The sequence below is a fragment of the Mogibacterium kristiansenii genome (assembly GCF_029224645.1).
In the GTDB taxonomy this organism is placed as follows: Bacteria; Bacillota; Clostridia; order Peptostreptococcales; family Anaerovoracaceae; genus Mogibacterium_A; species Mogibacterium_A kristiansenii.
On the sequence record NZ_JAQXUZ010000010.1, the window covers coordinates 12,679 to 36,299 of the forward strand.

Sequence of the window (23,621 nt, forward strand, 5' to 3'; positions counted from 1 at the left end):
CTATCTCTTATTCTTTATAAAGCATAGGGGAGGCCGGAGTCCGCCCCCCCTATGCAAGCCGTTTTCTAGAGTCCGTTACGAGGAACGGTTACATCGTAATCCCTGTGGAATGCATGCTCTCCGTTGATGGAAGCATCCATGAATCCGGTAATGTAGAAGTTCTCTTTGTCAGCGGTCTGTACCACATCGATGTCGCAGTCGATTTCCCAGCCCGGACGACCGTTCTTCATCTTCTGAATGATTTCGTATCTTGCATCCGACGGATCGGAGTTGCTTACGGTCAGGATTCTCTTCAGGTTGTGCTCTACTACGGTGCCGATATCATCGAAGCGATAGATTCCTTCGCCGAATACGCCGCCTACACCATCGGTGATGGATGTCCAGGAGTCGGTGAGCAGATCGTAGGTAATCTGACGGTTTACCACGCCTTCCTTCAGGACGGTCATCGGTGTCAGCGGAGCGCACTTCGCTTCCATGTTCGGGCCTTCGGTATCCTTACCGGTGAAGATTGGCAGTGTGAACTCTGCGGTGGAGAGATCCAGCTTCAGAGTTACCTTCTCCGGAGACGGCCAGATCATCGGCCAGAAGGAGTTTGCTACTGCCAGACGAACTCTGTGTCCCTTCGGGAATACGTGTCCGCATACGTCCAGTGTAACGGTTGCCTTGTATTTCTTGCCCGGCTCCAGGTATGTCACCTTCTCGTGTCCTTCCAGGTGTGTCAGGTTCATGAGACCGTAAGATACTCTGGTTGCTGCGCCATCCGGATGAATGTCGCACAGTTCTGCATACAGGAATGCGTTTGGCTTGTCTGCGGTGAACTCTACGGTGAATGTCGGATATCCGAAGATCTCAAAGTCCTCTTCGATTACGTCGGAATCGAAGGTCATTGCCATTCCGTCATCGCATCTCATATCTGCCGGGCTTTCACCCAGAACGCCGGCGCCCATCCACTCGTTGGCGAACAGTCCGTGGTTCTGAACGGTGCTGAGGTCCACGATTTCTTCCTTCTCATTCTTCTCATCCTGCAGGTGGCCATAGGTCATGTGCAGTGTCTTATCGTTTACGTCAGCGGACGGCCAGCTTTCTACAGCAACCCAGCGTCCGTCGGAGATCGGGTGTACGGTTTCCGGCTTCATGCTGTCTTCCATCCATACGGTGATCTGTGGGCAATCCAAGGTATCGTTGTCGATGCCCTTCAGCCACTTATCCCACCATTTGGTTGCTTCGCCCAGGTAGTCCATTGCCGGCTGCGGCATTCCGTCGTGCTGGAATACGTGCGCCCACGGTCCGATGATGGCTTTTCTCGGAACGGACAGGCCTTCCATCAGAGTGCATACGCTGTTGGTGTAGGAATCGGCATATCCGTCCAGTGCAAATACCGGAACCTGAATGTCGTCGTAGTTCACGCTGACGGAACCGTGCTTCCAGTAGTCGTCTCTGGTCTGATGTTTCAGCCAGTTTTCCGGCCACAGCGGCATCTCTTCCAGTCTCTTGATGGATTCTTCATACCATGTATCCGGCTTAATTTCTTTATCAATCGGACGGCACATATATGCCAGCATGATGTTGCCCCACCAGAAGTTGTCGTTCAGGAGGCATCCGCCCTTGTAGTGGATATCCTGTGTGTACCGATCGTCTACGAAGCCGATACAGATGATGGCCTTCAGCGGCGCCGGTCTTCTTGCGGCAACCTGGAGGGAGTTGAATCCGGACCAGGACTTGCCCTGCATACCGACGTTTCCGTCGCACCATGGCTGTGCAGCAATCCAGTTGATGGCATCGATGGCATCATCCTGTTCCTGCTTCAGATACTCATCGTAGAAGCAGTCGTCGGATTCGCCGGCACCGCGCATGTCCACGCGGACAACGTTGTATCCCATTCCTGCGAAGTATCCGTACATCGGTTCGTCTCTGCCTCTCATACCGTCTCTCTTACGGTATGGCTGGGTTTCGAAGATGGTTGGCAGCGGTTTGTCGGACTTTGGTTTCCACATACGTGCCGAACATCTGCATCCGTCGGACATCGGTACCCAGATATTTTCAATGACTTCCCACTCATACGGGAACTCTTCCCGGGACATTACTCTTTTCTGTTTAAATTCCTGTTTAGCCATAGTTATGTACCTCCTATGAATAATCTCTTCCTTGATTGTCTAAAGAATAACAAAATGTTTTCGGAGGTTCAAATGTGCCCACTCGCTTTAAATTCAAAATTGGCGGGTATTTTTTTTCATAGTGTGAAAAAAATATTGTCCTGTGGTATAATATTCCAAAAAGTATTTTAAAGTATCACAAATATTCATGACTTTCTTTCCAAAAGTGAAAGTCTCAGTTTTTAAAATAAAGAGGGGAGACATCTATGCAGGAATCATTCTACGAAACCCTGGGGCAGAAACTGAAAGCCAGCCGAAAAATGAAAGGAATTACATTGGCGGAACTTGCGGAGGCCGTCCATCGCAGCCCCGCGTCCCTGTCCAAATACGAAAACGGTGAAGTCAACATCGCCATCGATGCTCTGGTGGAAATCTGTACCGCTTTAAATGTGGACATCTCGGAACTCCTTCCGGCCACGTACGTGGACCTGAAAAATGCGGATATCCTGAAATACGAAAAACATCTGATTGACCGGTTATACATCTATTGGTACAACGGAGAGGAGAAGAGGGTGAAGAACGCCATGATTGAAAACTCCCATCCGTCCATGAAATCCAAGATTTACTTTGTGACGGATGCCGAGAATTCGGAATATCAATCGGATTTCATCTACCATGGAACCGTATCCTATTCCGATACCAGCATTACCTTCTACTACACCAACGAAGCGCCGCCCTTTGACAAGGTGTTCATCCGCATGCCGCTCCTTTTCCAAAAGGGACGCCGCCAAAAGGGCATCATGTCCTGCATCTCCCTATACTACCAGGGGATTACCTTGAAAATTCTGGTCTCCCGTGAACCCCTTACCGTCACCGACGAGATTCGCAACGAACTGCTGATGACCCCGGAGGAAATCAAGGAGTTGAAACGCACCAACATGTTGATTATTAAATAGAAAAATAGCGCACGAGAACCCTCTTCGGATTCCCGTGCGCTTTCGCTTTATTGTCCGTTTCCGGCTATTCCCTTCTGCCGATGGCTTCCCCCATCTTCACTTCCGTCTCTTCACCGGCCCGAGTGGCTTTGAAGAATTTCTCCGTTACCGCAACGGTTCCCGGCTCCAGGAGCAGGATGATAGTAGAGCCGCCGTAAAGGAAACGCCCCTTCTCCTGTCCTCTCCGGACATCCGCCTCCTGATGGTAGTTGTCAATTTTCCCCACCAGCATGGCGCCCACTTCCATCTGAAGCACATCGCCGAAGTTCTCGCTGCGGATGACCGTATACTCCCGCGCATTTTCCGTAAATACGGGAAGTTCCCGAAGTGCCACCGGACGGACCGTATGCAGCACGCCCGGGATAAAAGTATTTTTCGTTTTGCGGCCGTTGTCCGGATAGGCGTAGCGGTGGTAATGATGCACGCACAGCCGGAAGACCAGACAGGTGCCGTTCTCGTATTTTTGTGCCAACTCCTCGTCCCGAACCAGATCCCGGATGGAATACCGGCTTCCTTTTACGGGAATCACCAGGGAGTCCGTAATGGGATAGGCGCTAAGGAGCCCGTCGCAAGGTGACGGAAGCACTGCCTCATCCATATCCATGGGCCGAAGCTCCGGACGGATCCGGCGACAGAAAAAGTCATTGAAACAGCCGTACTCCTCGTCCAGATAATCGTTCATATCGATGTTATTTTTGCGGATGAAGCGAGGAATGATGGGACGGGAAATGGCGGAATCCATGAAGCGGCCCACGAAGCGGGATAAGCCCGGGCGGGTCAGCAGCTTCAGGATGCATCGTCCCGGCATCGTCTGATATAAGAATTTCAGCATATCTCTTCTCTACCCCTCGTAATACATCCATGTAGCAATCAGGATGATGAATTCGATGGCGCCGATTCCTACCATTGCCAGAATGCCCTTGGTATCCGGCTTTTTCACCGGGATTTTGGAGATGAACAGGAATCCCGTAACGGCCATGGCCAGGAAATAGATCCAGGTGATGTCTTTCGGCAGCACGTACTGGAACAGCAGCACCGTCGGGAAGATCAGCGCCGCGGAAGTAACCGGAAGACCTTCGTAATATTTGCGAACGCCCCCCTCCGTCTTCTGACGCTCTTCCTCTGCCACGTTAAAATAAGCCAGCCGAATCAGGGCGGCCAGGATGTACAGAATTATCACCGCATAGCAGATGAAGAAGTAGGGATGACTCAGCAATTTGTCCGCACCGGTGGGATCTCCCGCTTCGTAATTCTGCAGCACGACGCGCATCATGGCGCTGCCGATGCAGGCCGGAAGCACGCCGAAGCTCACCATATCCGCCAGGGAATCAATCTGAATTCCGAATTTCTTCTCCATCTCCGTGCGGTTCTTCTTGCTCCGAGCCACCTTTCCGTCGAAGGCATCACACAGTCCGCTGACCAGCAGAAAGAACACGCCGATGAAGGGATGGGCGTGGCTGTACAGAGAAATCATAATTCCCGTCCCGGCCGAAATCAGGGACAGGTATGTCAGCCACACCGTGTAATTGTAAAATCCTATCATTTTCTCAAACTCCTTTTTCTTCCCATAAAATACCCTGCCAGCACGATCAGTGCACTGGTAATAATGCATACGTAGAAGGAACAGCCCCGGCACAGCATCTCGATGGATGCCGCATCCCGACCCAGAATCTCTCCGAATCCGTCCAGCATCAGGTAGTCCGCACCGCCCATTCCGCCCGGAATCGGGATGCTGTTGGATCCCAGCGCGGTAAAGGCCTGAACCACAAATCCTTCCACGGAAGTTCGAAGCCCTTCTCCCAGCGCCATAAAAATCGTAAATGTCACGCCGATCTGGGACAGCCGCTGCAGCAGATTGATGATAAAAATACGAATCAGCATCCACCCGTGTCCGGCGATTTCATCGGAACACTGTTGGTATTCCGCCATTTTCTTTTTCAGCTTCGCCTGCTTCTTCGTGAGGTTGCTCAGGAGCTTTCGCTTTCCCAGCATCTCCATCACCCGGTCACAGAGCCGGTACAAGATCTCTCCCCGGCGAAGCAGCATGTAGAACAGCAGGGACAGTCCCGTCATGATGAAGCAGCCCACCACGATTAAAATTCTGGAGAACAGGGACATTCTGCGAAACAGATTGAAGTGAAACAGCACGGACAGGCTGCCGATGGTCAGCGTCGCCAAGGTGTACATTACCAAATTAATCAGCAATGCGGTGGTACATGCCGGGATGTTCATTCCATCCCGAAGCATAAAGAACATGCTGGCCGGCTGTCCGCCGGAGGCGGAAGGAGTGATGGCGGAAAAAAAGACGTCCGCCGCCCCGTACACCGTCCCCTGCCGTTTCGCACTTTGGTATCCCAGCGTCCGACAGATGTGCACCAGTGCATATCCTTCAAACCAGATGTAGCCGAACATGCACAGCAAGCCGGCCGCCAGCCACAGCTTGTTCGCCCGGCTCAGATACGCCATCATGGTATCCAAGGAAAACTCCTTGCTTCCCGATGCAATCATCATTATCGTCAGTATGGCAATTCCCAGAGAAAGGAAACCCCACACTGCTTTCTTTTTGTTCATACAGTCGCACCCTCTCTTTGAACATACAATTTATGCGCCAGCAGGAGCCCCATTTCTCCTGCGGCAATTGCGCCCGCCACGTCCAGCAGCACGTGCTGTTTCAGCAGCTGGGTGGACGCGAAAATCATTATCGTTGCCACCGCCGCCACATTCCGATACCGGGGCGGCGCCTTCTTCATCTTCCGTGCACTGCGAAAGCAAATCCAGCTTTCCAGGCAGTGGACGGACGGAAACAAATTGTCCGGCGAATCGATTCGGTACAGCATCGCCACCAACTGTTCCCAGAAGGACCCGTCGGCATCGATGACCGGCCGCACCAGGGTGGTGGGAAACACCACGAAACAGATCAGGCAAATTGTTTTCGCAATCATCTCTCCGATCAGATAAATGCGGCACATCTCCCGGCTCTCCCGGGCAATGAGAATAAATCCACAGACCCAGAAGGGGAACGCCAAAAAGTAAACTACAATCCAGTGCGGGCAGAATGGAATCATTCGATCCACCGCCAGCTGGATGGAATGGTGTTTCATCCCGGAGGTGAACAGGCGAGTTCCGAAATACGTTATGCAGTTTAAAATAACCACCGCCGTCAGCAATCCCCAAGAGTACTCCGGCGCAATTTTTTTCAGTTTCTCTTTTATCATGACAAATATCTTCAGAATTACTTTTCCGCAATGATGTAATTATATATATAATCCGCTTTTGTTTCAACCATTCCCGCAAATCCTAAAGAAATCTTAATAATTATTAAGAAATTCCGTTTTTTCCCACTATCTAAAACTCACCGGACGCTGCCGGTGAGTGTTTTTTTGTTTTTACAGAAGAATGCTTCCAATCAGGTGCACCGCCCACGCAACGAGCCAGGCCACGATGCACTGGAAGATGACCATGAGGATGGCGGCTCCTCGGCCCTGCTCCTTCCGAATGGTGGCTACCGCCGCAATGCACGGGGTGTACAGCAGGCAGAACACCATGAAAGTGAACGCCGCCAGCGGAGTGATGGCCGAACGAACGGCTGCGGTTCCGCCGTATACCACCGCCATCATGGATACCACGCTTTCCTTCGCCAGGAAACCGGAAATCAAGGCAGTTACCATCTGCCAGTTTCCGAAGCCCAGCGGGATGAACAGCGGTGCCAGGAATCCCGCCAGTGCCGCCAGCATGCTGGACTGCGGGTCCGAAACCATGTTCATGGAGAAGTTGAAATTCTGCAGGAACCACACCACGATGGTGCCGATAAAGATGACGGAGAACGCCCGCTGCAGGAAGTCCTTCGCCTTGTCCCACATGAGCTGCAGAACGCTCTTCGCCCCCGGCATCCGGTAGTTCGGCAGCTCCATGACGAAAGGAACCGCCTCCCCTTTGAACACCGTGTTTTTGCCGATGAGGGCAATTAATATAGCCATGAGAATTCCGATAAAATACATCGAAATCATCACCGGCGCCGCGTACTTCGGGAAGAACGTGTTGGCAAAGAATGCGTAAATTGGCATCTTTGCGGAACAGCTCATAAAAGGAATCAGCAGCAGCGTCATCTTCCGGTCCCGCTCCGACGGCAGGGTGCGGGAAGACATGATTGCGGGAACGCTGCAGCCGAAGCCCACCAGCATCGGCACGATACTGCGCCCGGAGAGTCCCACCCGGCGCAGGAGTTTATCCATAAAGAATGCTACCCGCGCCATGTACCCGCTGTCTTCCAGCAGGGACAGGAACAGGTACAACACCACAACAATCGGCACAAAGGACAACACCGAACCTACGCCGGTAAAAACGCCATCGATGATCAGCGAATGAATCGGCGTCGCCACGTCCATGGCGGTGAGCCACTGATCCGTCCAGTGGGTGATTATTTGGATCCCTTCATCCAGCAGGTTCTGGAAGAAGGCCCCGATGACGTTAAAGGTGAGCCAGAACACCAATCCCATGATGGCCACGAAAGCCGGAATGGCGGTCCACTTGCCGGTGAGGAAGCGGTCCAGTTTCTGGCTTCGAATCCGCTCCTTACTTTCCTTCGGTTTAATCACCGTCTGATGGCACAGCCGGCGAATAAAGGTATATCGCATATCCGCCATGGCGGCGCTGCGGTCCATGCCGCACTCCTCTTCCATCTGGCAAGTGATTTTCTCCACCATTTCCTCTTCATTCTCTGTAAGCGCCAGCGCCTTCGTTACCAGCGGGTCCCCTTCAATCAGCTTCGTGACCGCAAACCGAACCGGAATGCCGGCCGCCTCTGCGTGATCGCCCACCAGACTCATGATTCCGTGAATCGCCCGGTGCACGGCACCGTTGTGATCCTTCGGATTGCAGAAATCCACCCGGCCGTGAGTCTCACCCAGACGCGCAATGCGCACGGCGTGCTCGGCCAGCTCCTCCACCCCTTGGTTTTTCGCCGCCGAGGTTGGAATGACCGGCACCTGAAGGATTTCTTCCATCTCATTGATCAGCACCGAGCCGCCGTTTCCCGTCATCTCATCCATCATGTTCAGGGCGATGACGATGGGAACGTTCAGCTCCAGCAGCTGCATGGTGAGATACAGGTTTCGCTCAATGTTGGTAGCATCGATGATGTTGATGATCGCCGATGGTTTCTCTTCCAGAATAAACTGCCGGGAGACGATTTCCTCGCTGGTGTACGGGGAAAGGGAGTAGATGCCCGGCAAATCCACTACTTCCGTGCCGGGATATCCTTTGATCATCCCGCTCTTTCGATCCACTGTTACCCCCGGAAAGTTTCCGACGTGCTGATTGGACCCGGTCAGTTGGTTGAACAGGGTGGTTTTGCCGCAATTCTGATTTCCCGCCAATGCGAAAACGATATGATCTTCCGATACATCTCGGTCTCGTTCTCTTCCTCTGCCCTCTTCACCGATTCCCGGGTGAGGAATGTCCTTGCTGGGTTGAATGGGTTCCAGCACTTCTCCCCGGCCGCCGGGATGTTCGTGCACGTTGGTGATGTCAATCTGCGCCGCATCCGCCAGACGCAGGGTCAAGGAATAGCCGGATACCATCAGTTCCATAGGATCGCCCATGGGCGCGTATTTAATCAGGGTGACTTCAATTCCGGGAATCAATCCCATATCCAAAAAATGCTGCCGAAGGGCTCCTTCGCCTCCCACAGCCGATATTACTGCAGACTGTCCGATTTCTAAATCGCAAATCGTCATACAATCTTCCTCCTACTTTACACTAAAAACACTTCCCTTATAATACCACATTTTCCGTCAAATCGTGTCTTTTATCCCAATGAAACTTTGTTTTTCTTCCTATCGGCAAGCGGTTGCGGACCGGACGCAGGTTTTTCATCACGTCCCTTGAAGCCCCGGTATTCCCGTGCTAAAATATTTTGTTGTTGAGTGCTCCCGATCTGTGGAAACAATCGGAAGTGCCCTGGCGAAAAGAATATTTTTTTATATGATTCACAGGAGCAAAAATATGAAATCAACATTGAAACGGACGTGGGCGGAAATCGATCTGGACGCCCTCACATATAATTATCACACGATTCGGAAACACATTGGGCCGGATGTGCGCTTCCTGGGCGTGGTGAAGGCGGATGCCTACGGCCACGGCTCCCTGCAGGTGGCCACAAAGCTACAGGAGCTGGGGGCGGATTACCTGGCGGTGAGCAGCATCGACGAGGCTTTGGAGCTTCGCTTCAACGGCATCACCATGCCGATTCTGATTCTGGGACACACGCCGAAGGAACAGGTGGATCGGCTGATCTGCTTTAATATCACCCAGGCGGTGACCTGTGAGGCCAAGGCGCTGGAGTACAGCGAGGAGGCGGTGAAATACGGCGGCACCCTGAAGGTTCATATCAAGGTGGATACGGGCATGTCCCGGCTGGGATACCTCTGCGAGGGGGATTATTTTCAGCACGGCGTAAACGGCATCGTTCATGCCTGCAACCTTCCGGGCCTGGATGCGGAAGGCATCTTTACTCATTTTGCGGTGGCGGATGAAGAAGGTGCGGATGAGCTGGAATACACCCGGCACCAGTTTCAGCTGTTCACCGATGTGATTCGGAGCGCGGAAGAACAATGGGGGCATGAGTTCCGGATTCGCCACTGTGCCAATACCGGAGCCACGGCAAAATATCCGGAAACCTATCTGGACATGGTTCGCCCGGGCCTGCTGCTGTACGGATACGGAGACTATGCGAAGCAGCTGGGACTCCGTCCGGTAATGTCCCTGAAGACCGTTGTCAGCACCATCAAAATCTACCCGGCCGGCACCCATATCAGCTACGGCGGAATTTTCGAGACTACCCATTCCACGCGAATCGGCGTGGTGCCTTACGGATATGCGGACGGCTTCCTGCGCTGCCTTTCCAACCGCTACGCTCTGATGACGGCAGAAGGTCCGGCACCGGTACGGGGCAAAATCTGCATGGACATGTGCATGATCGATCTTTCCGATGCACCCGGTGTGGATGTGGGCGACGAGGTGACCATCTTCGGACCGGACAATTCCCTGGAGCACATGGCGGAAATGGCGGGCACCATCCCGTACGAGCTGACCTGCAGCGTGAGCAAGCGGGTTCCCCGTCTCTTCATCGAGAACGGGCAGGTGGTTTCCAAGGAACTGCTGTTAAGAATGTAAAAAAAGAAAACCTGCATGCGGTCGGCAAGCCAAGATTGCCTCCCGGATGCAGGTTTTTTTATTCTTTTGGATGACGCAGGTGTTCTTCCAGGCTTTCCTCTACCTCGTGCTGAAGTTCCTCTATGCCGTGGGCATCCCGATGCATTTCCCGGGACTCCTCTGCCAGTCGGTGCAGCACCTCTGCCACATGGTGCAGGATTTCCCGGTCGTTCACCTCGTCCCAGTTTCCCGCCGCCTGTTTTCTCAGACCCCGAAGCATTTGGTGTTCATCAAAAGTGCCCAGTTCCACAATCGCTTCCGCAATTTCTTCCGCCGCCTCAATCAGCTTTCCGTTGGCGGCTTCTCCGAAGATCCACTCGTATTCCGCCACCTTCTCGTCGATGTACGGAATCTGAATCCGTTGCTCATCCCCTTCATGAGCCACAATCGGGTACGGGCGCACCAGCCCGCATTCCGCCAAAGCATCCTCCACGTGGCGGCGGCACATACCCGCCTCCAGGAGTTTTTCGTCATCGTATTTATACAGGAGGTCATTCACCACGCCGGGATGCTCCGTCATGTAGAAGCGAACTCCTTTCTTTTCCAGGTTTCGGTAGATTACCGGCAGCCGTTCCGCCGCCGTGATATCGATGCTGCCAATGCCTCTTCCGTCCACGATAACCTGCCGAATATCCGGCGTTACCGCCCGTTCAATATCCTCCTGGAAGGTGCCCACATTAGCGAAGAACAGGGTTCCGCTGAACCGATAGATGACCGTGTGCTGGATTCGCCGGGCATTCCGGTTCCGATCCAAGGCGTAGAATCCATCCTTTCCCGGAATGCACCCCAGGTAAGCTCTCGGCGGAACCACCGCCCGAACGAACACATCGATAAAGGACAAGATGACGCCGATCACAACCCCGTAAATGGTGCCCAGAAGCAGTACGCCTAAGAATGCCGCCATAAAAATAATAAACTCCGCCCGATTGGTTTTCCGAAGTTTTGCCGCAAGATCGAATTCCAGGATGCCCATCAGGGCACAGATGACGATGGCGCAGAGAATCGGCACCGGAAGGTATCCGATAAACCCGGTGCAGAACAAGAGAATCAGCACCATGGTTCCCGATGCTGCCAAGGACATCATCTGAGATTTTCCCCCGAATTGGGCGGCGATTCCCGTTCGGGACACGCTGCCGTTCATCGGGCAGCAGCCGGTAAAAGCCGCCGCCAAGTTGCCCAGCATGTAGGCCCATAATTCCCGGTCGTTGTTCACCTTGTAATTGTTTTTCATGGCAAAGTTATTGGTGGCCAGAAGGGTTTCCGCCACAATCACCAGTGCGATGGTCATGCTGGCCAGCACCATGTGCCGGTCCACGCTCATCAGGACACCCCAATCCGGAACGGAGAAGGACGGAAGCCCCGGCTCCACCGGCGGCAGCATCGTGACGCCGTATTTTTTTAGCGGAAGGAAATAGGACATCAGCGCTCCGGCAAACATGAGGATCACCGGCATCGGGACTTTGGGCCAGCGCTTTCCGCAAAAACGGATGAGGGCGATGGCGCACATCCCCAGAACGAAGGACAGCAGGTTGAAGTGCTGCATCGCTTCCCGGAGGATGTGGTGCAACAGCTCGAACAGCTCTCCGGTGGAAGCCGTCCCGCCAAAGAGTTTTGGGACTTGCATCAGAATGATTTCGCAGCCGATGCCGCTGATAAAACCGCCCATAACCGGAGTGGAGATGAAGTTGGTGAAGCGTCCCGCCCGCAGCAGTGCGAACAGCAGGAGCCACAGGGTGACCATCAGGGTGACCACCGGCACGAAGGCCATGGCTTCCTTGGTTCCACCGGCGATTCCGAAGGTGGCGAGCATTCCCCCCACCAGTGCGGCCGGTGCGGCGTCCACGCCGAAGACGAACTGCGGCGAGGAGGAGCACAATCCGAAAAGGAGAATCGGCAGAACCGATCCGTACAATCCGTAGATGGCCGGCAGTCCGGCAATCTGGGAATAGCCCATGGATATCGGGATGGATACCAGCGCAATAATGATTCCCGCCGGAATATCTTTCCGGAGATTCATCCAGTTGTAATTTTTCAGGAACATATCCACCTCCTTTTCGGCTTCTTCCATTCGTTTTTCAGGGTTCATACTATTCGTCAATCATCATTTTGATGATTTCTTCATTGGTCTCCCGCATGCCGTCTCTTCCCAGACGTCCTACGTTGTGAATGGTGGCCTCGATTCCTCGGTTGACGATTCCGTCTCCCGCATAGAATTCCTGCCCATTCAGGTACATGTTATATCCCAGGATTCCCGCATCCACGGCAGATGCGATTTTGGCCGCGCAGGAAGCCTTAGCACCGTCACAGATGATACCGGACACGATGGCCAGCGCATTGACCACGGTGTGAATTACTTCCTTGTAACCGCCACCGCAAAGGTAAGCGATTCCCGCACCCGCTGCCGCTCCGGCACTCACCGCACCGCAGTATGCGGAGAGTCGGCCGATTCCGGTCTTCTGGTGGATGGCAATCAGGTTGGACAGCGCCAGCGCGCGGTAGGTCTCCTCTTCCGTCGCCTTTCGTTCCTTGGCATATTCCAGCACCGGAAGGGAACAGGTCATTCCCTGATTTCCGCTTCCCGCATTGATGACAACCGGAAGTTCACAGCCGTTCATCCGGGCATCGGAACCCGCCGCCGCCATGGCTTTCGCTCGGGTGCGCACGTCTGTTCCGTAGCAGGCCAAAAGCACGCTGCCGATGTTGGCGCCGTAGTTTCCCGCCAGACCTTCCTTGGCAATCGCCGTGTTGTATTCAATCTGCCGGCCGATGACCTCCCGGATATCCTCCACGTCCACGGTAGTGGCAAAATCCCAAATGGACTGCACGTCCAGCAGTGTCCGGTCCGTCAAGCCCTCTTCCGAGTCTGCCTCCACCGGTACGTAGTGGAGAATTTCGCCATTTTTTTCGATGCGCACGATATTGGTGTGGTAGTTGGCAATTCGAACCTTGGCGGAATCTTCTCCCGCAAAAACATCCACGATGATGTCGAACACGCATCCGTTGTCCACGTGCTCCACCGTAAATTCCGTCTGTCCCAGGTATGCCGCAATTTCCGCCGCCTGCTCTTCCGACACATCCGCGATCACTTCCAGTTCCCGGGAGGCGTCGCCCGCCACGATGCCGGCGGAAGCCGCTGCCGGGATTCCCTTCAGATGATTGGTGTGGGGCACGATGACGCTCTTTACGTTCTTGATAATGCTGCCGCTGGCACCGATGCGCACCCGCTCCGGCATTTTGCCCAGCACCTCCCGAGCTTTAGCCGCCGCATAGGCCAGCGCAATCGGTTCCGTACATCCCATAGCCGGAACCAGCTCCTCCTTCAGAATCTGCACATAGGCCTGATACTTAATGTCTTCTCTGTTCATTGTAATTCACCATTAATCCAATCCTTACCTTACAGTTTTTAACCTTACAGTTTTTAACCTTCTATTCGTTCACGATTGGGAACTTCAGCTGCATCATGGTGAAAGTTCCCTTGCACAGCAGCGTGTCCTCGTCGTCGAACACTTCCAAATCGAATACCATAATCCGCTTTCCGTGCTTGACTTCCTTTGCCACCGCCCGCAGCTTGCTGCAGTGCAGCGCCGGCCGCAGGTAATAAAAAGAAGTATCCACGGTTGTCGTCTTATACTGATAAGAAGCGGCGGCCGCACCGCAGGTGGTATCGCACAGGGTGAAAAGCATTCCGCCGTGCACCGAGGATGCGCCGTTGGTCATATAGTCCTGTACCGGCACCTCTGCGGTGGCATATCCTTCCCGAATCTCCGTAATCACCACACCCAACTTGTTGGGAAAAGGATTCTTATGGTTTAAGTAATCCCTTATTTCTTCGTATGTCATTTTCGGTCTCCTTTATCCTTGTCGTTTTTCTTTTTTTATTAGAAGAGCAGATTCAAGCATCCCAGAATCAATCCGATCAGTGCGCCCAGATTGACAATCAGGTTCAGCTCGCGTTTCATCACGGAAAGTACCAACTCTTCCAGCTGTTCGTTGGACATGTCGTTGACCTTCTCTTCAATCATTCCCGATACGTTGATGCGGTCAATCAGCGCCGGAACCGCGGACTTTACCGCACCGCGATAGGCCTTCCGCAGAATTCGCTCCACGCGCTCATCGGAATATCCTGCTTCAAAGGCAATTTCCGACAGTGTGTCGCGGCTCCAGGTATCCATCTGGCTGCGAACCATCCGATTCAGGAACTCCTCCCCTTTATCCTCTATTTCACCTTGGATTCCGGCCTCCACCATCTGTTTCGCCGATTCCACGAAACTGTCGGTGATGAACATTCCCAGCATGCCGCCCCGGAACTGGTCCACCAGCTTGTCGATGACGGTGTCGGAAACCATTCGAATGGTTTCCCCGCTGCGCAGGCTCTGCAGAAGCTGCTGAGAGAGGATTTCACTCAGCCGATCCAGCCCTTTCTCGTATTTCTCTTCGGAACCCAGAACACTGATACCCAGATCTGAAATAGGGCGGTCCATCCCCCGCACCATCTGCGCCACCGCGTTGTCCTCCGCTTCCCCGGAAAGGAACTGGGCGGAGATGGTCTCTTCTCCGAAGAAAGTGGTTTCCACCACTTCACCGATGGCTTTTGCCAGGCGCGGCTTGTTCTTCGGGATGGCACCCGGGGTGAAAGGCAGTGTGTGCCCCAGCACCTTGATTTCGTTTCTCGGCCGGAAAAGCATTTTCACGGCGATGTAATTCGTGCAGTATCCGATTACCGCACCGATCAGCGGCGGTATAATGTAATGCCACATATTTATAAGTCTCCTTTTCTTTAACAAAATACACCTATGTATAATACTCCATGAGGTGGAGAATTTCAATTGTTAATCTGAACAGTATCTCGTCACAGATTCAGCAGCACAATTGCCCCCATGGATAATGCCATTCCGATATAATCCCGGCGAGTCAGTTTCTCGTGCAGCACTGTCCAATTGATGCAGTTGATGAACAGCGCCACGCCCAGCCCGAACACGATGTAGGAAATAAATGCCGGGATGTCGTAGATTGCCCGAATCAGGAATTTGGTGGACAGGTAGTTGGAGATTCCCAGGAGCATTCCGCACACCAGATCCACCCGATTCATGTGCTCGTGACTAAAGAAGTACGCCAGGATGCACAGAACCAACGCCATCGCAAAGGTGATGGAAATGAAGAAGTCCTCCATCTCATGGGGACAGAAGGCTTCGAACACCTTAGACATGGTATCCGCCATCCCGCTGCACACCAGCATGGGAATCAGCAGCCACCGGTAGGAAGTACCCTCTGCGGACGATGCGCCGATCGCCCGGCTTCCCTTGCCGACAGAAAATCCGCCGGTTGGGATGGAAACCACCGTCAGGGAAGCCACCGCCAGAATCACGCCGCCCCACTGAGTGCTTCCCGGATACTCCCGAAAAAGCAGGATGGACAGCAGTACCGGAATCAGCAAGCCCATATGGCTCAGTGACGCGGACACCGTCGCTCCGTTTTTCCGAATGCTCAGCTGCAATAAAAGAAAAGCCGACACGTAAAAGAATCCGTTTACCATTCCCAGGAGTGGCGTCATGCCCATCCGGTGAAAATTCAGGTGGGCAATTTCTTTCACCACAAGTGCCCCTCCGAAAATCACCGCCATCACATAATTCATCAGTAACAGTGCCACCCGGTTCTCGCTGTGCTTCTCATGGAATTTCATAATCAGCGAATTTCCGCTGCTGCAGATTATCGCCAGAATCAGATTTATCATGGGGTTTCTCCAAATTGTTTTCCTGTCGTCGCTTCAGTCAGCTTATTTAAAAAGGCGGTGCCGCGCACCGCCTTTTCCTATGGAGCGGGTGAAGGGAATCGAACCCTCGACGCGAGCTTGGGAAGCTCGAGTTTTGCCATTAAACTACACCCGCAAAACTTACTCGCTTATTATACTCCAATTACGAACAGCCGTCAAACCTTTTGGTTTGACGGCTGCACCGGTCTAATTAATTCGTCCAGCTTTCATACAAAATCTCATATGCCTAGAATTTCGAAGGCGATTCACGCTTTTTGCCAGCAAACGACGATTTGGCGTGAATGTAATTCGCCGCTTTTGTGGAATTCTAATTTTGCAGCGTCACTTACCGCCATCCGTTCACGCTGAAAGAGCCTTTCCTTTCAAAAAGCGTGAACTTTTTTCATCAGTTTTTTTGCATACGAGTAATCGTACAACGAAACCGGAACTAGCCGAAAAGTCATTCACGCTAATCAGGGAAAATTGTCAAATAAGCGTGAAGTCGCCCGAAGAATCTAGGCATATTTAATTTATTTTGTGAAAATAGCTCTAATTGCCAGAACCACCTAACGGAGCAACCGGATGGAATAACCTGACGGAGTGTCCCACCATTCCATTCAACCGATAAGCGTGCCTTTAATTCCTTACGCTTCCAGTGCTTCCAGAATCAGCTTTGGTAGCTTGCGGCACTTCGCTTTGGAAATGGAGGCGATGGATACCCGAACGCCCTTGGTGAACGGTACTACGAAGACATCCGCTTCTTCCAGCTTCTTGCTTACCGCATCCGGGTCCTCACAAGGAACGGAGCAGAAGAATCCGCCGCGGAACGGAACCATCTTCAGTCCCACCTTTGCCGCTTCTTCCTCGAAAGCGTGGCCTCTGCTGAGAAGCATGTTCCGGAACCCGGCTCTCTCCTCGTCCACTCTGGCCAGGAGTTCCGGATTATTGTAAATTTTTGCGATAACTTCCTGCGGTCCTCTCGGGCAGTTGGACCAGCTTGCCCGTGCGGAGAAGGACAGGACCCGAACGAATTCGTCCCGAACTTCCTCGGTTTTTGCCAGGCAGATGGTTGCTGCACAGCGGCATCCGTAGAAAGTGAAGGTCTTGGATGCGCTGTAGGCCAGCATCGGCAGGATATTGCTGTTCAGTTCCTCCAGCTTCGGCAGGAAGGAACGGACTTCCTTTTCATCTCCTGCGAAATCGATATAGGCCACGTCCGCAACCAGCGCCACCTTCTTGGCCGGGTCGGTGCTGTTCAGCACGCGAACCACGCCGTCCCAGTCTTCGTCGGACAGGGAATATCCCGTCGGATTGTTGGCCGGTGTGTTGATGATGATTACCAGGCGGTCCTGAATCCGCAGAAGTTTATTTACCTTGTATTCGAAGTCTTCCAGATTGAAGTTTCCTTCTGCGTCGAACATATCGAAGGTCTCTTCATCCCGGCCCATTTCCATGGCGATGTTCTTGTAGGTAGTCCAGTGCCAATCGTGGGTCAGGAACTTATCGCCCGGGCAGGAATAGTTGGCAATGGCATTTCTCAGGGAGCCGGTACCGCCCGGCGATGCCACAACGCCCACATAACCCTTCGGCTGATAATCACCCAGAGCTGCTTTTACGATAGCCTCCTTAAATGCCGGCGTTCCGGCAATCGGTGCATACTCCGCATACTCCGCCGGGGTGAGGGATTTTACCGCTTCATCCACCGAAGAGAGCACAATCAGCTTACCTTCATCGTCCAGCAGGGCGCCGATGGTGGCGTTGATTACGTTCTCCTTTCCCTTTGCGGCGATGGCCGCCTTCGCTCTTCCGCTGATTCCAAAGATCTTGTCCTCCTTCGGAACCGTTCTTCCGTTATACGCTGCAAAACTCGTGTCTGCCATTTTCTTTCTCCCTTCTCTTCTTCCGAATTTTACCCTTTTAATATTTTCACCCAGAGTGCTGAATTTGGCTTCATACTCTGTCATGATGTTGTCTTCGTTGTATTCGCAGTGATGCAGGTCCCGGGTCAGCTCATGGATCTTCATGTCGTTGGCCAGAATCTCCTGAATGGTGAACTCGAATAGCCCGGTGTTGTCGGTTTTGAACGTCACGATGCCGTCGTCCTTCAGAATTCGCTCGTACTGCACCAGCTTGGACCGATGGGTCAGTCGCTTCTTCGCACTGTAATTCTTCGGCAGCGGATCGCTGAAATTCAGATAGATGCCGTCCACTTCCTCGTCCCGGAACCAGTCCGTGAGATCCACGATGAAATCCGGCACGAACACCACGTTGGTCAACCCCTTCTCCCGAATCTTCTCCATGGCCCGAAGAAGCACGCTGCGGTTGCCTTCCACCGCGATGTAGAAATTCTCCGGATGCCGCTCCGCCATCTCCGAAATGAACTTGCCCTTTCCGCAGCCCACTTCCAGATACAACCCGGTGCATCCCGCTTTCCGCACCCGTTCCTGCCAATTTCCCTTGCAAGCCTCCGGATGGTACACCAGAAACTCCTCATACTTTGCATATTTCTCTTCCAGATTTTTAACTTTTCTCTGTCTCACGCCGTTCTCTCTCTATTCTATAATTTAAATTTTAATAAAAACAATAACATTCCTCTAAGGCAGCGGCATCCACCGGGATGCGATTACGATTCCCAGAAAGACCGCCAGCAAAACTCCGGCCACCCCATCTCTTCGGCTAAAAACAATTTCCTTCATGCGGGTGCGTCCGACACCCCCATGGTAGCACCGTGCCTCCATGGCCAGCGCCAAATCCTGTGCAATCCGAAAGGATCCCACGAACAGGGGAATCAGAATCGGTATCATGTTCTTCACCCGCTGAATCAGATTCCCGGATTCGAAGTCCGCCCCCCGGGCCTGCTGGGCCTTCATGATTTTATCCGTCTCCTCCAAGAGAGTCGGAATAAAACGCAGGGCGATGCTCATCATCAGTGCAACCTCGTGGCTGGGCAACCCGAACCGGTTAAACGGTTTCAGTAATTTCTCCAGACCGTCGGTGAGTTCCATGGGTTTGGTGGTCAGGGTCAGCATGGAGGTCCCGATAATCAGAAGGATCAGCCGCAGCGCCATAAAGCAGGACCGATACAGCCCTTCATAGGTGATGGTGAGAAATTTCCAATGCCACAGTACCGTTCCGTCGAACATGAACAGGTTCAGCAAAAAGGTCAGCAGAATGATGAAGACCACCGCCTTCAATCCCCTGAAAATAAATCGCACCGGCACTTTTGAGATTCCGATGAGCACCCCCAGTGCCAGAATCACCAGGCCAAACCCCGCAAAGGAATTCACCAAAAAAAGCTCAATGATATACAGCAGGGTTCCCAGAATCTTCGTTCGGGCATCCAGCCGGTGAATCACCGACTGTTCCGGATAATATTGTCCTAACGTGATATCCCGAATCATTTCTTCCTGCCTTTCAGATACCGGCAGATTTCCTTCGCCGCATCTTCAATACTCAACTGTGCCGTATCGATTCCCGGCATCCGATCCTTTAGCCGCTCCATAAATTCCGTGGCCGGGGGCAGCCCCAGGCCCATTTCCCAAAGCGGTTCTCCTCGAGAAAACACCTCCGCCGGCGTTCCGTTCATCACCAGCTTCCCCCGATTCATCACCAGCACCCGGTCCGCCAGCTCCGCAACATCTCCCATGTTATGAGAAACCAGCAGAATGGTCATGCGCTCCTTCCGATGTATCCTCCGAATCAACTCCAGAACATCCCGATGGGCGGAAGGATCCAACCCGGCGGTGGGTTCGTCCAGAATCAGGATTTCCGGCTTCATGGCCAGCACTCCCGCAATGGCCACTCGCCGCTTCTGTCCCCCGGACAATTCGAAAGGCGACCGTTCTTTCACTTCTTCGTAATCCAGTCCCGTCAGACGGATGGATTCCTCCACCACCCGGTCCAGTTTCTCGCCGGTCATACCGACCTGCTTCGGGCCAAAAGCCACGTCCTTGGCCACCGTTTCCTCGAACAGCTGGTATTCCGGATACTGAAATACCAATCCCACCTTCCGGCGCACTTCCGTCATCTTGGTGGACGGGTCGGTGATGCACACCTCCCCCACCGTGATTTTACCGGAGTCGGGACGGAGCAACCCGTTCAGCTGCTGCATCAACGTGGATTTTCCGGAACCGGTGTGGCCGATCACCGCCGCAAACTCCCCCGGTTCCAACTGAAAGGAGACATCCTCCAGCGCCCGCGTCTCGTTGGGCAGTCCCTTCGAATATGTATATGTAAGATTCTCTACTGTAATTGACATATGGCCTCTATCAATTCCTCTTCGGTCTGCACCGAAGCATCCACCGGCAATCCCAGCCGGATCAATTCTTCTCTCAGCGCAATGATGGCCGGCATTTCCAATCCGGCGCGCTGAATTCTCTCGTGATCTGCAAAAAAATCTCTCGGCGGCATATCGTCAGTAATCCGGCCGTCCTTCATGACAATCAGCCGGTCCGCCTGCATCGCCTCTTCCATAAAATGAGTGATGAGGATTACCGTGATTCCCGCTTCGTGCAAGCGATGAATGATGTCCATCACCTGATGGCGCCCTTTGGGATCCAGCATGGCAGTAGGTTCATCGAACACAATGCACTTCGGCCGCATGGCGATGGCTCCCGCAATGGCGATTCGCTGCTTCTGTCCTCCGGACAGCATGTGGGGCGCTTTCAGCCGCTGCTCATACATACCTACCGCTTGAAGGGCTTCGTCCACCCGCCGACGAATCTCCGCAGGGTCCACCCCCAAATTCTCCGGGCCGAAAGCCACGTCGTCCTCCACCACGGAGGACACAATCTGATTGTCCGGATTCTGAAAAACCATTCCAACCGTGCTTCGGATATTCCAGATATGATCGTCTTCCCGGGTATTCATCCCTTCAATCCATACATCTCCCTCAGTGGGAAGGAGAAGGCCGTTCAAATGCTTTGCCAAGGTGGACTTTCCGGAGCCGTTCATCCCCAGAACCGCCACGAATTCACCGGACGGCACCTCAAAAGTCACCCCGTCGACAGCACGAAAAGACGTCGCCGGTCCTTCCGGGGATACTTTTCGGTATTCAAATGTCAGGTTCTCCACCCGGATAATCGGTTCCATATTTCCTCCTCGCATTAACCGGCTCATTATATCACAGATATTCCGTAGTGTTCAAGAAAAGCACCTTTTCGACAAGGGATTCCCAACTTTCATCATACAACAAAGAGCCGGAGCATGCTCCGACTCTTTGACTTCAGATCAAACGACCTCTCTGCTTGTGGGAATCCCCTTTCCCGACTATCGATTCTATATTATCCCCTTTTACGACTCGATGGTAATATTATATTCATCCCATGATGGGATGTCAATAATCCTTTTGTATTTAATTACAAACTTTTACGGTATTTTTGATTGTTTTAATGAAAGTGCAATTGGGACCCCCGCAGTTCCCATATTATTTTCCCCAGTGGATGATGCGCTGCCACAGGTTTTTCTGCGGCTCTTTCTTTTCCTCGCCGCCTTCTGTCTTGCGTCGGGATTCCTCTGCCAGCTTCATCTGCTCCTCCTGGCTGTTCACACCGTCCTCACCAATCACCGGCTCGTACTTACACTCCGGCAGCAGCTTCATGGCCTTCGTATTGTCGGACCACTGAAGATGGATGACTTCCCATATTTTTGCCCGAACGTTCGGATCCAGAATCGGACATCCCACTTCCACTCTTCGGCGAGTATTTCGTGTCATAAAGTCCGCCGAGGCGATGTACATCTTTTCCGTCGAACCCTTTCCAAAAACATAAATCCGTGAATGCTCCAGATACCGGCCCACGATGCTTCGAACCTCGATGTTCTCCGTCTCCCCCGGAATGCCCGGAACCAGGCAGCAGATACCGCGCACCATCATGTGAATCTTCACGCCGGCGCAGGAAGCGTCCCGCAGTTTTTCGATGATGCGGCGATCCGTCAGGGAATTCAGCTTGAAGAACAGGTATCCCTCCGGGCCTTTCTGCATCTCCCGCTCGATTCCCGCAATGACTTTCTCCTGCAGCTCTAACGGTGCCACCAGCAGGTGATCGTACCTTCCCTCCAGGTTTCCGATTCCCATGTTCCGGAAAAACAACGCCGCATCCTCTCCGATTCCCGGGTCGGCGGTCATCAGGGAAAAGTCCGTGTACAGCTTGGAGGTGGTTTCGTTATAATTGCCGGTTCCGATCTGGGTGTACCGACGAAGGGTCCCCCGCTCATTTCGGGTAATCAGGCACAGCTTGGAGTGTACCTTGAAATTGGCCATGCCGTACATGATGGTGCATCCGGATTTTTCAAATTCCTTGGACCAGTCAATGTTGTTCTGCTCATCGAAACGAGCGCGGAGTTCGATCAATACCGTGACCTTCTTGCCGTTTTCGGCCGCCCGGCACAGGTATTTGACCAACTTGCTTTTACCCGCCAATCGGTAAATGGTAATCTGGATGGAACGGACATCCGGATCCGATGCCGATTCCTCCAGCAGGCGCAGGAACGGCTTCATGCTTTCGTACGGATAGGACAGCAGACGATCCTGCTTACGAATCCGATCGAACATGGATTCTTTTCCGGCAAGTTCCCCCGGAGTTTTCGGAGTGTACGGCTCAAAAAGCATCTCCTTCTTCTGCTCCGGGTTCAGCTTGTTTTCCAGCCCGTAGGCGTACTTCATCTGCAACGGACCGCCGGTATAGAAAATCTGACTGTCGCTGAGGAGCAGGCGGCTCTGCAGGAACTTCAGCATTTTCGAGCTCGGATGGTCGGTCATTTCCAGGCGAAGAGGGGCCAAGCGGCGCCGATCCTTCAGCAGCTTCTGCATGACTTTTCTGAAATCTTCGTTTTTCTCGCAGTCCTCATCTTCTGCGTGGATATCCGCATTTCGGGTGATGCAGATTTGAATCTTTTCTTCCACCGTGTAGGTGTCAAAGACCACGTCCGCCAGTTCTAAAAGCAGGTCTTCCATGCCGATGTACCGAACCCCCGGACCCGGCAGGTACAGGATCTGCGGCAGGTCCACCGGCACCGGCAAGAAGGCAAAGTATTCTTCGCCCTTCTTTTTCCGCAATCGCACGCAGATTTCAACGCCCTTGTTGCTGAGGTGCGGGAAAGGATGCTGGGGATCCACCAGCATCGGGGAAAGCATCGGCAAGATGGAATTGCTGAAGTAGTTCTCCACGTATTCCTGTTCGGAGGCGGTCATTTCTTCATACTTCAGACGGAAAACGCCTTTGATTCGGAATTCCTTCTCCAGTTCCTGGTAGATGGCATCTCGCTGTGCGTACAGAATCCGTACCCGGTCGTAGATCTTTGTCAGCTGCTCCTCCGCGGTCTCTCCGGTTTTATCATCGGTGTATTTCTTTCCCAGCGGCAGCATATCGATTAGGCTGCCCACCCGGACCATAAAGAATTCGTCCAGATTAGACGTAAAAATCGATAGGAAGCGGAGCCGTTCCAGCAACGGATTGCTCGAATCCTTTGCCTGGCGCATGCATCGCTCGTTGAACTGAAGCCAGGACAGTTCCCGGTTCTGCATGTATCTTCCGCTTTCATGGTCTTCCTGCGTACAACTTAACATTTTACTCT

18 protein-coding genes and 1 tRNA gene are annotated in these 23,621 nt (G+C 53.1%); 2 read left to right on the plus strand and 17 right to left on the minus strand.

All coding sequences use genetic code 11. The annotated features are described in order from the left end of the window. Positions 1–65 precede the first annotated feature (65 nt). Positions 66–2,114, minus strand: coding sequence for a CocE/NonD family hydrolase (locus PUE40_RS03045; RefSeq protein ID WP_154554537.1), 2,049 nt, complete (start codon positions 2,112–2,114; stop codon positions 66–68). Positions 2,115–2,359: 245 nt separating this feature from the next. Between PUE40_RS03045 and PUE40_RS03050 the strand changes: the two genes are divergently transcribed. Next, on the plus strand, positions 2,360–3,049 hold the full coding sequence (locus PUE40_RS03050; protein WP_277671867.1) for a helix-turn-helix domain-containing protein: 690 nt from the start codon (positions 2,360–2,362) through the stop codon (positions 3,047–3,049). Positions 3,050–3,113: 64 nt separating this feature from the next. Here the strand turns inward: PUE40_RS03050 and PUE40_RS03055 are convergent, their stop codons facing one another. From PUE40_RS03055 to feoB, 5 genes are all read right to left on the minus strand, one after another. Further along, positions 3,114–3,920: a phosphatidylserine decarboxylase gene (locus PUE40_RS03055; protein WP_154554539.1), complete on the minus strand. Its 807-nt coding sequence runs from the start codon at positions 3,918–3,920 to the stop codon at positions 3,114–3,116. A 9-nt stretch (positions 3,921–3,929) separates the two neighbouring features. Continuing rightward, entirely contained in the window at positions 3,930–4,631 is a 702-nt protein-coding gene (locus PUE40_RS03060; protein WP_277671868.1) for a CDP-alcohol phosphatidyltransferase family protein, read from the minus strand. Beyond that, positions 4,628–5,659: a lysylphosphatidylglycerol synthase transmembrane domain-containing protein gene (locus PUE40_RS03065; RefSeq protein WP_154554541.1), complete on the minus strand. Its 1,032-nt coding sequence runs from the start codon at positions 5,657–5,659 to the stop codon at positions 4,628–4,630. Before PUE40_RS03065 ends, PUE40_RS03060 begins: the two co-directional genes overlap by 4 nt. Beyond that, complete coding sequence (locus PUE40_RS03070; RefSeq protein ID WP_277671869.1) at positions 5,656–6,303, minus strand: phosphatase PAP2 family protein; 648 nt, start codon at positions 6,301–6,303, stop codon at positions 5,656–5,658. Before PUE40_RS03070 ends, PUE40_RS03065 begins: the two co-directional genes overlap by 4 nt. 171 nt (positions 6,304–6,474) lie before the next feature. Continuing rightward, positions 6,475–8,823, minus strand: a complete 2,349-nt coding sequence (gene feoB / locus PUE40_RS03075) for a ferrous iron transport protein B (protein ID WP_154554543.1) — start codon at positions 8,821–8,823, stop codon at positions 6,475–6,477. Between the two features lie 268 nt (positions 8,824–9,091). Between feoB and alr the strand changes: the two genes are divergently transcribed. Then, entirely contained in the window at positions 9,092–10,261 is a 1,170-nt protein-coding gene (gene alr, locus PUE40_RS03080) for an alanine racemase (RefSeq protein ID WP_154554544.1), read from the plus strand. Positions 10,262–10,319: 58 nt separating this feature from the next. On the opposite strand, the gene PUE40_RS03085 is transcribed toward alr, so the two are convergent. The 11 genes from PUE40_RS03085 to ppk1 all read right to left on the minus strand — a co-directional run bounded on the left by PUE40_RS03085 (position 10,320) and on the right by ppk1 (position 23,613). Continuing rightward, the gene (locus tag PUE40_RS03085) at positions 10,320–12,341 is read right to left on the minus strand and encodes a SulP family inorganic anion transporter (protein ID WP_277671870.1); all 2,022 of its coding nucleotides are present in this window, start codon (positions 12,339–12,341) and stop codon (positions 10,320–10,322) included. 46 nt (positions 12,342–12,387) lie between these two features. Further along, complete coding sequence (locus PUE40_RS03090; protein WP_277671871.1) at positions 12,388–13,665, minus strand: L-cysteine desulfidase family protein; 1,278 nt, start codon at positions 13,663–13,665, stop codon at positions 12,388–12,390. A 61-nt stretch (positions 13,666–13,726) separates the two neighbouring features. After that, the gene (locus PUE40_RS03095; protein ID WP_154554546.1) at positions 13,727–14,140 is read right to left on the minus strand and encodes a PaaI family thioesterase; all 414 of its coding nucleotides are present in this window, start codon (positions 14,138–14,140) and stop codon (positions 13,727–13,729) included. 38 nt (positions 14,141–14,178) lie between these two features. Beyond that, a complete protein-coding gene (locus tag PUE40_RS03100; RefSeq protein WP_277671872.1) occupies positions 14,179–15,057 on the minus strand; it encodes a DUF445 domain-containing protein in 879 nt (292 codons plus the stop codon). A gap of 92 nt (positions 15,058–15,149) precedes the next feature. After that, positions 15,150–16,031 (minus strand): EamA family transporter, encoded by an 882-nt coding sequence (locus PUE40_RS03105; RefSeq protein WP_277671873.1) that lies wholly within the window; start codon positions 16,029–16,031, stop codon positions 15,150–15,152. A gap of 80 nt (positions 16,032–16,111) precedes the next feature. Further along, positions 16,112–16,185: transfer RNA gene (locus tag PUE40_RS03110), tRNA-Gly, on the minus strand. A 508-nt stretch (positions 16,186–16,693) separates the two neighbouring features. Beyond that, a complete protein-coding gene (trmB, locus tag PUE40_RS03115) occupies positions 16,694–18,589 on the minus strand; it encodes a tRNA (guanosine(46)-N7)-methyltransferase TrmB (RefSeq protein WP_277671874.1) in 1,896 nt (631 codons plus the stop codon). A 54-nt stretch (positions 18,590–18,643) separates the two neighbouring features. Then, positions 18,644–19,450 carry an energy-coupling factor transporter transmembrane component T family protein gene (locus PUE40_RS03120; RefSeq protein ID WP_277671875.1) on the minus strand — a complete coding sequence of 269 codons (807 nt, stop codon included), beginning with the start codon at positions 19,448–19,450 and terminating at the stop codon, positions 18,644–18,646. Continuing rightward, positions 19,447–20,307, minus strand: a complete 861-nt coding sequence (locus PUE40_RS03125) for an energy-coupling factor transporter ATPase (protein ID WP_277671876.1) — start codon at positions 20,305–20,307, stop codon at positions 19,447–19,449. Before PUE40_RS03125 ends, PUE40_RS03120 begins: the two co-directional genes overlap by 4 nt. Then, complete coding sequence (locus tag PUE40_RS03130) at positions 20,292–21,140, minus strand: energy-coupling factor transporter ATPase (protein ID WP_277671877.1); 849 nt, start codon at positions 21,138–21,140, stop codon at positions 20,292–20,294. The genes PUE40_RS03125 and PUE40_RS03130 overlap by 16 nt, the downstream gene beginning before the upstream one ends. Positions 21,141–21,474: 334 nt before the next feature. Beyond that, entirely contained in the window at positions 21,475–23,613 is a 2,139-nt protein-coding gene (gene ppk1 / locus PUE40_RS03135) for a polyphosphate kinase 1 (protein ID WP_277671878.1), read from the minus strand. Positions 23,614–23,621 lie beyond the last annotated feature (8 nt).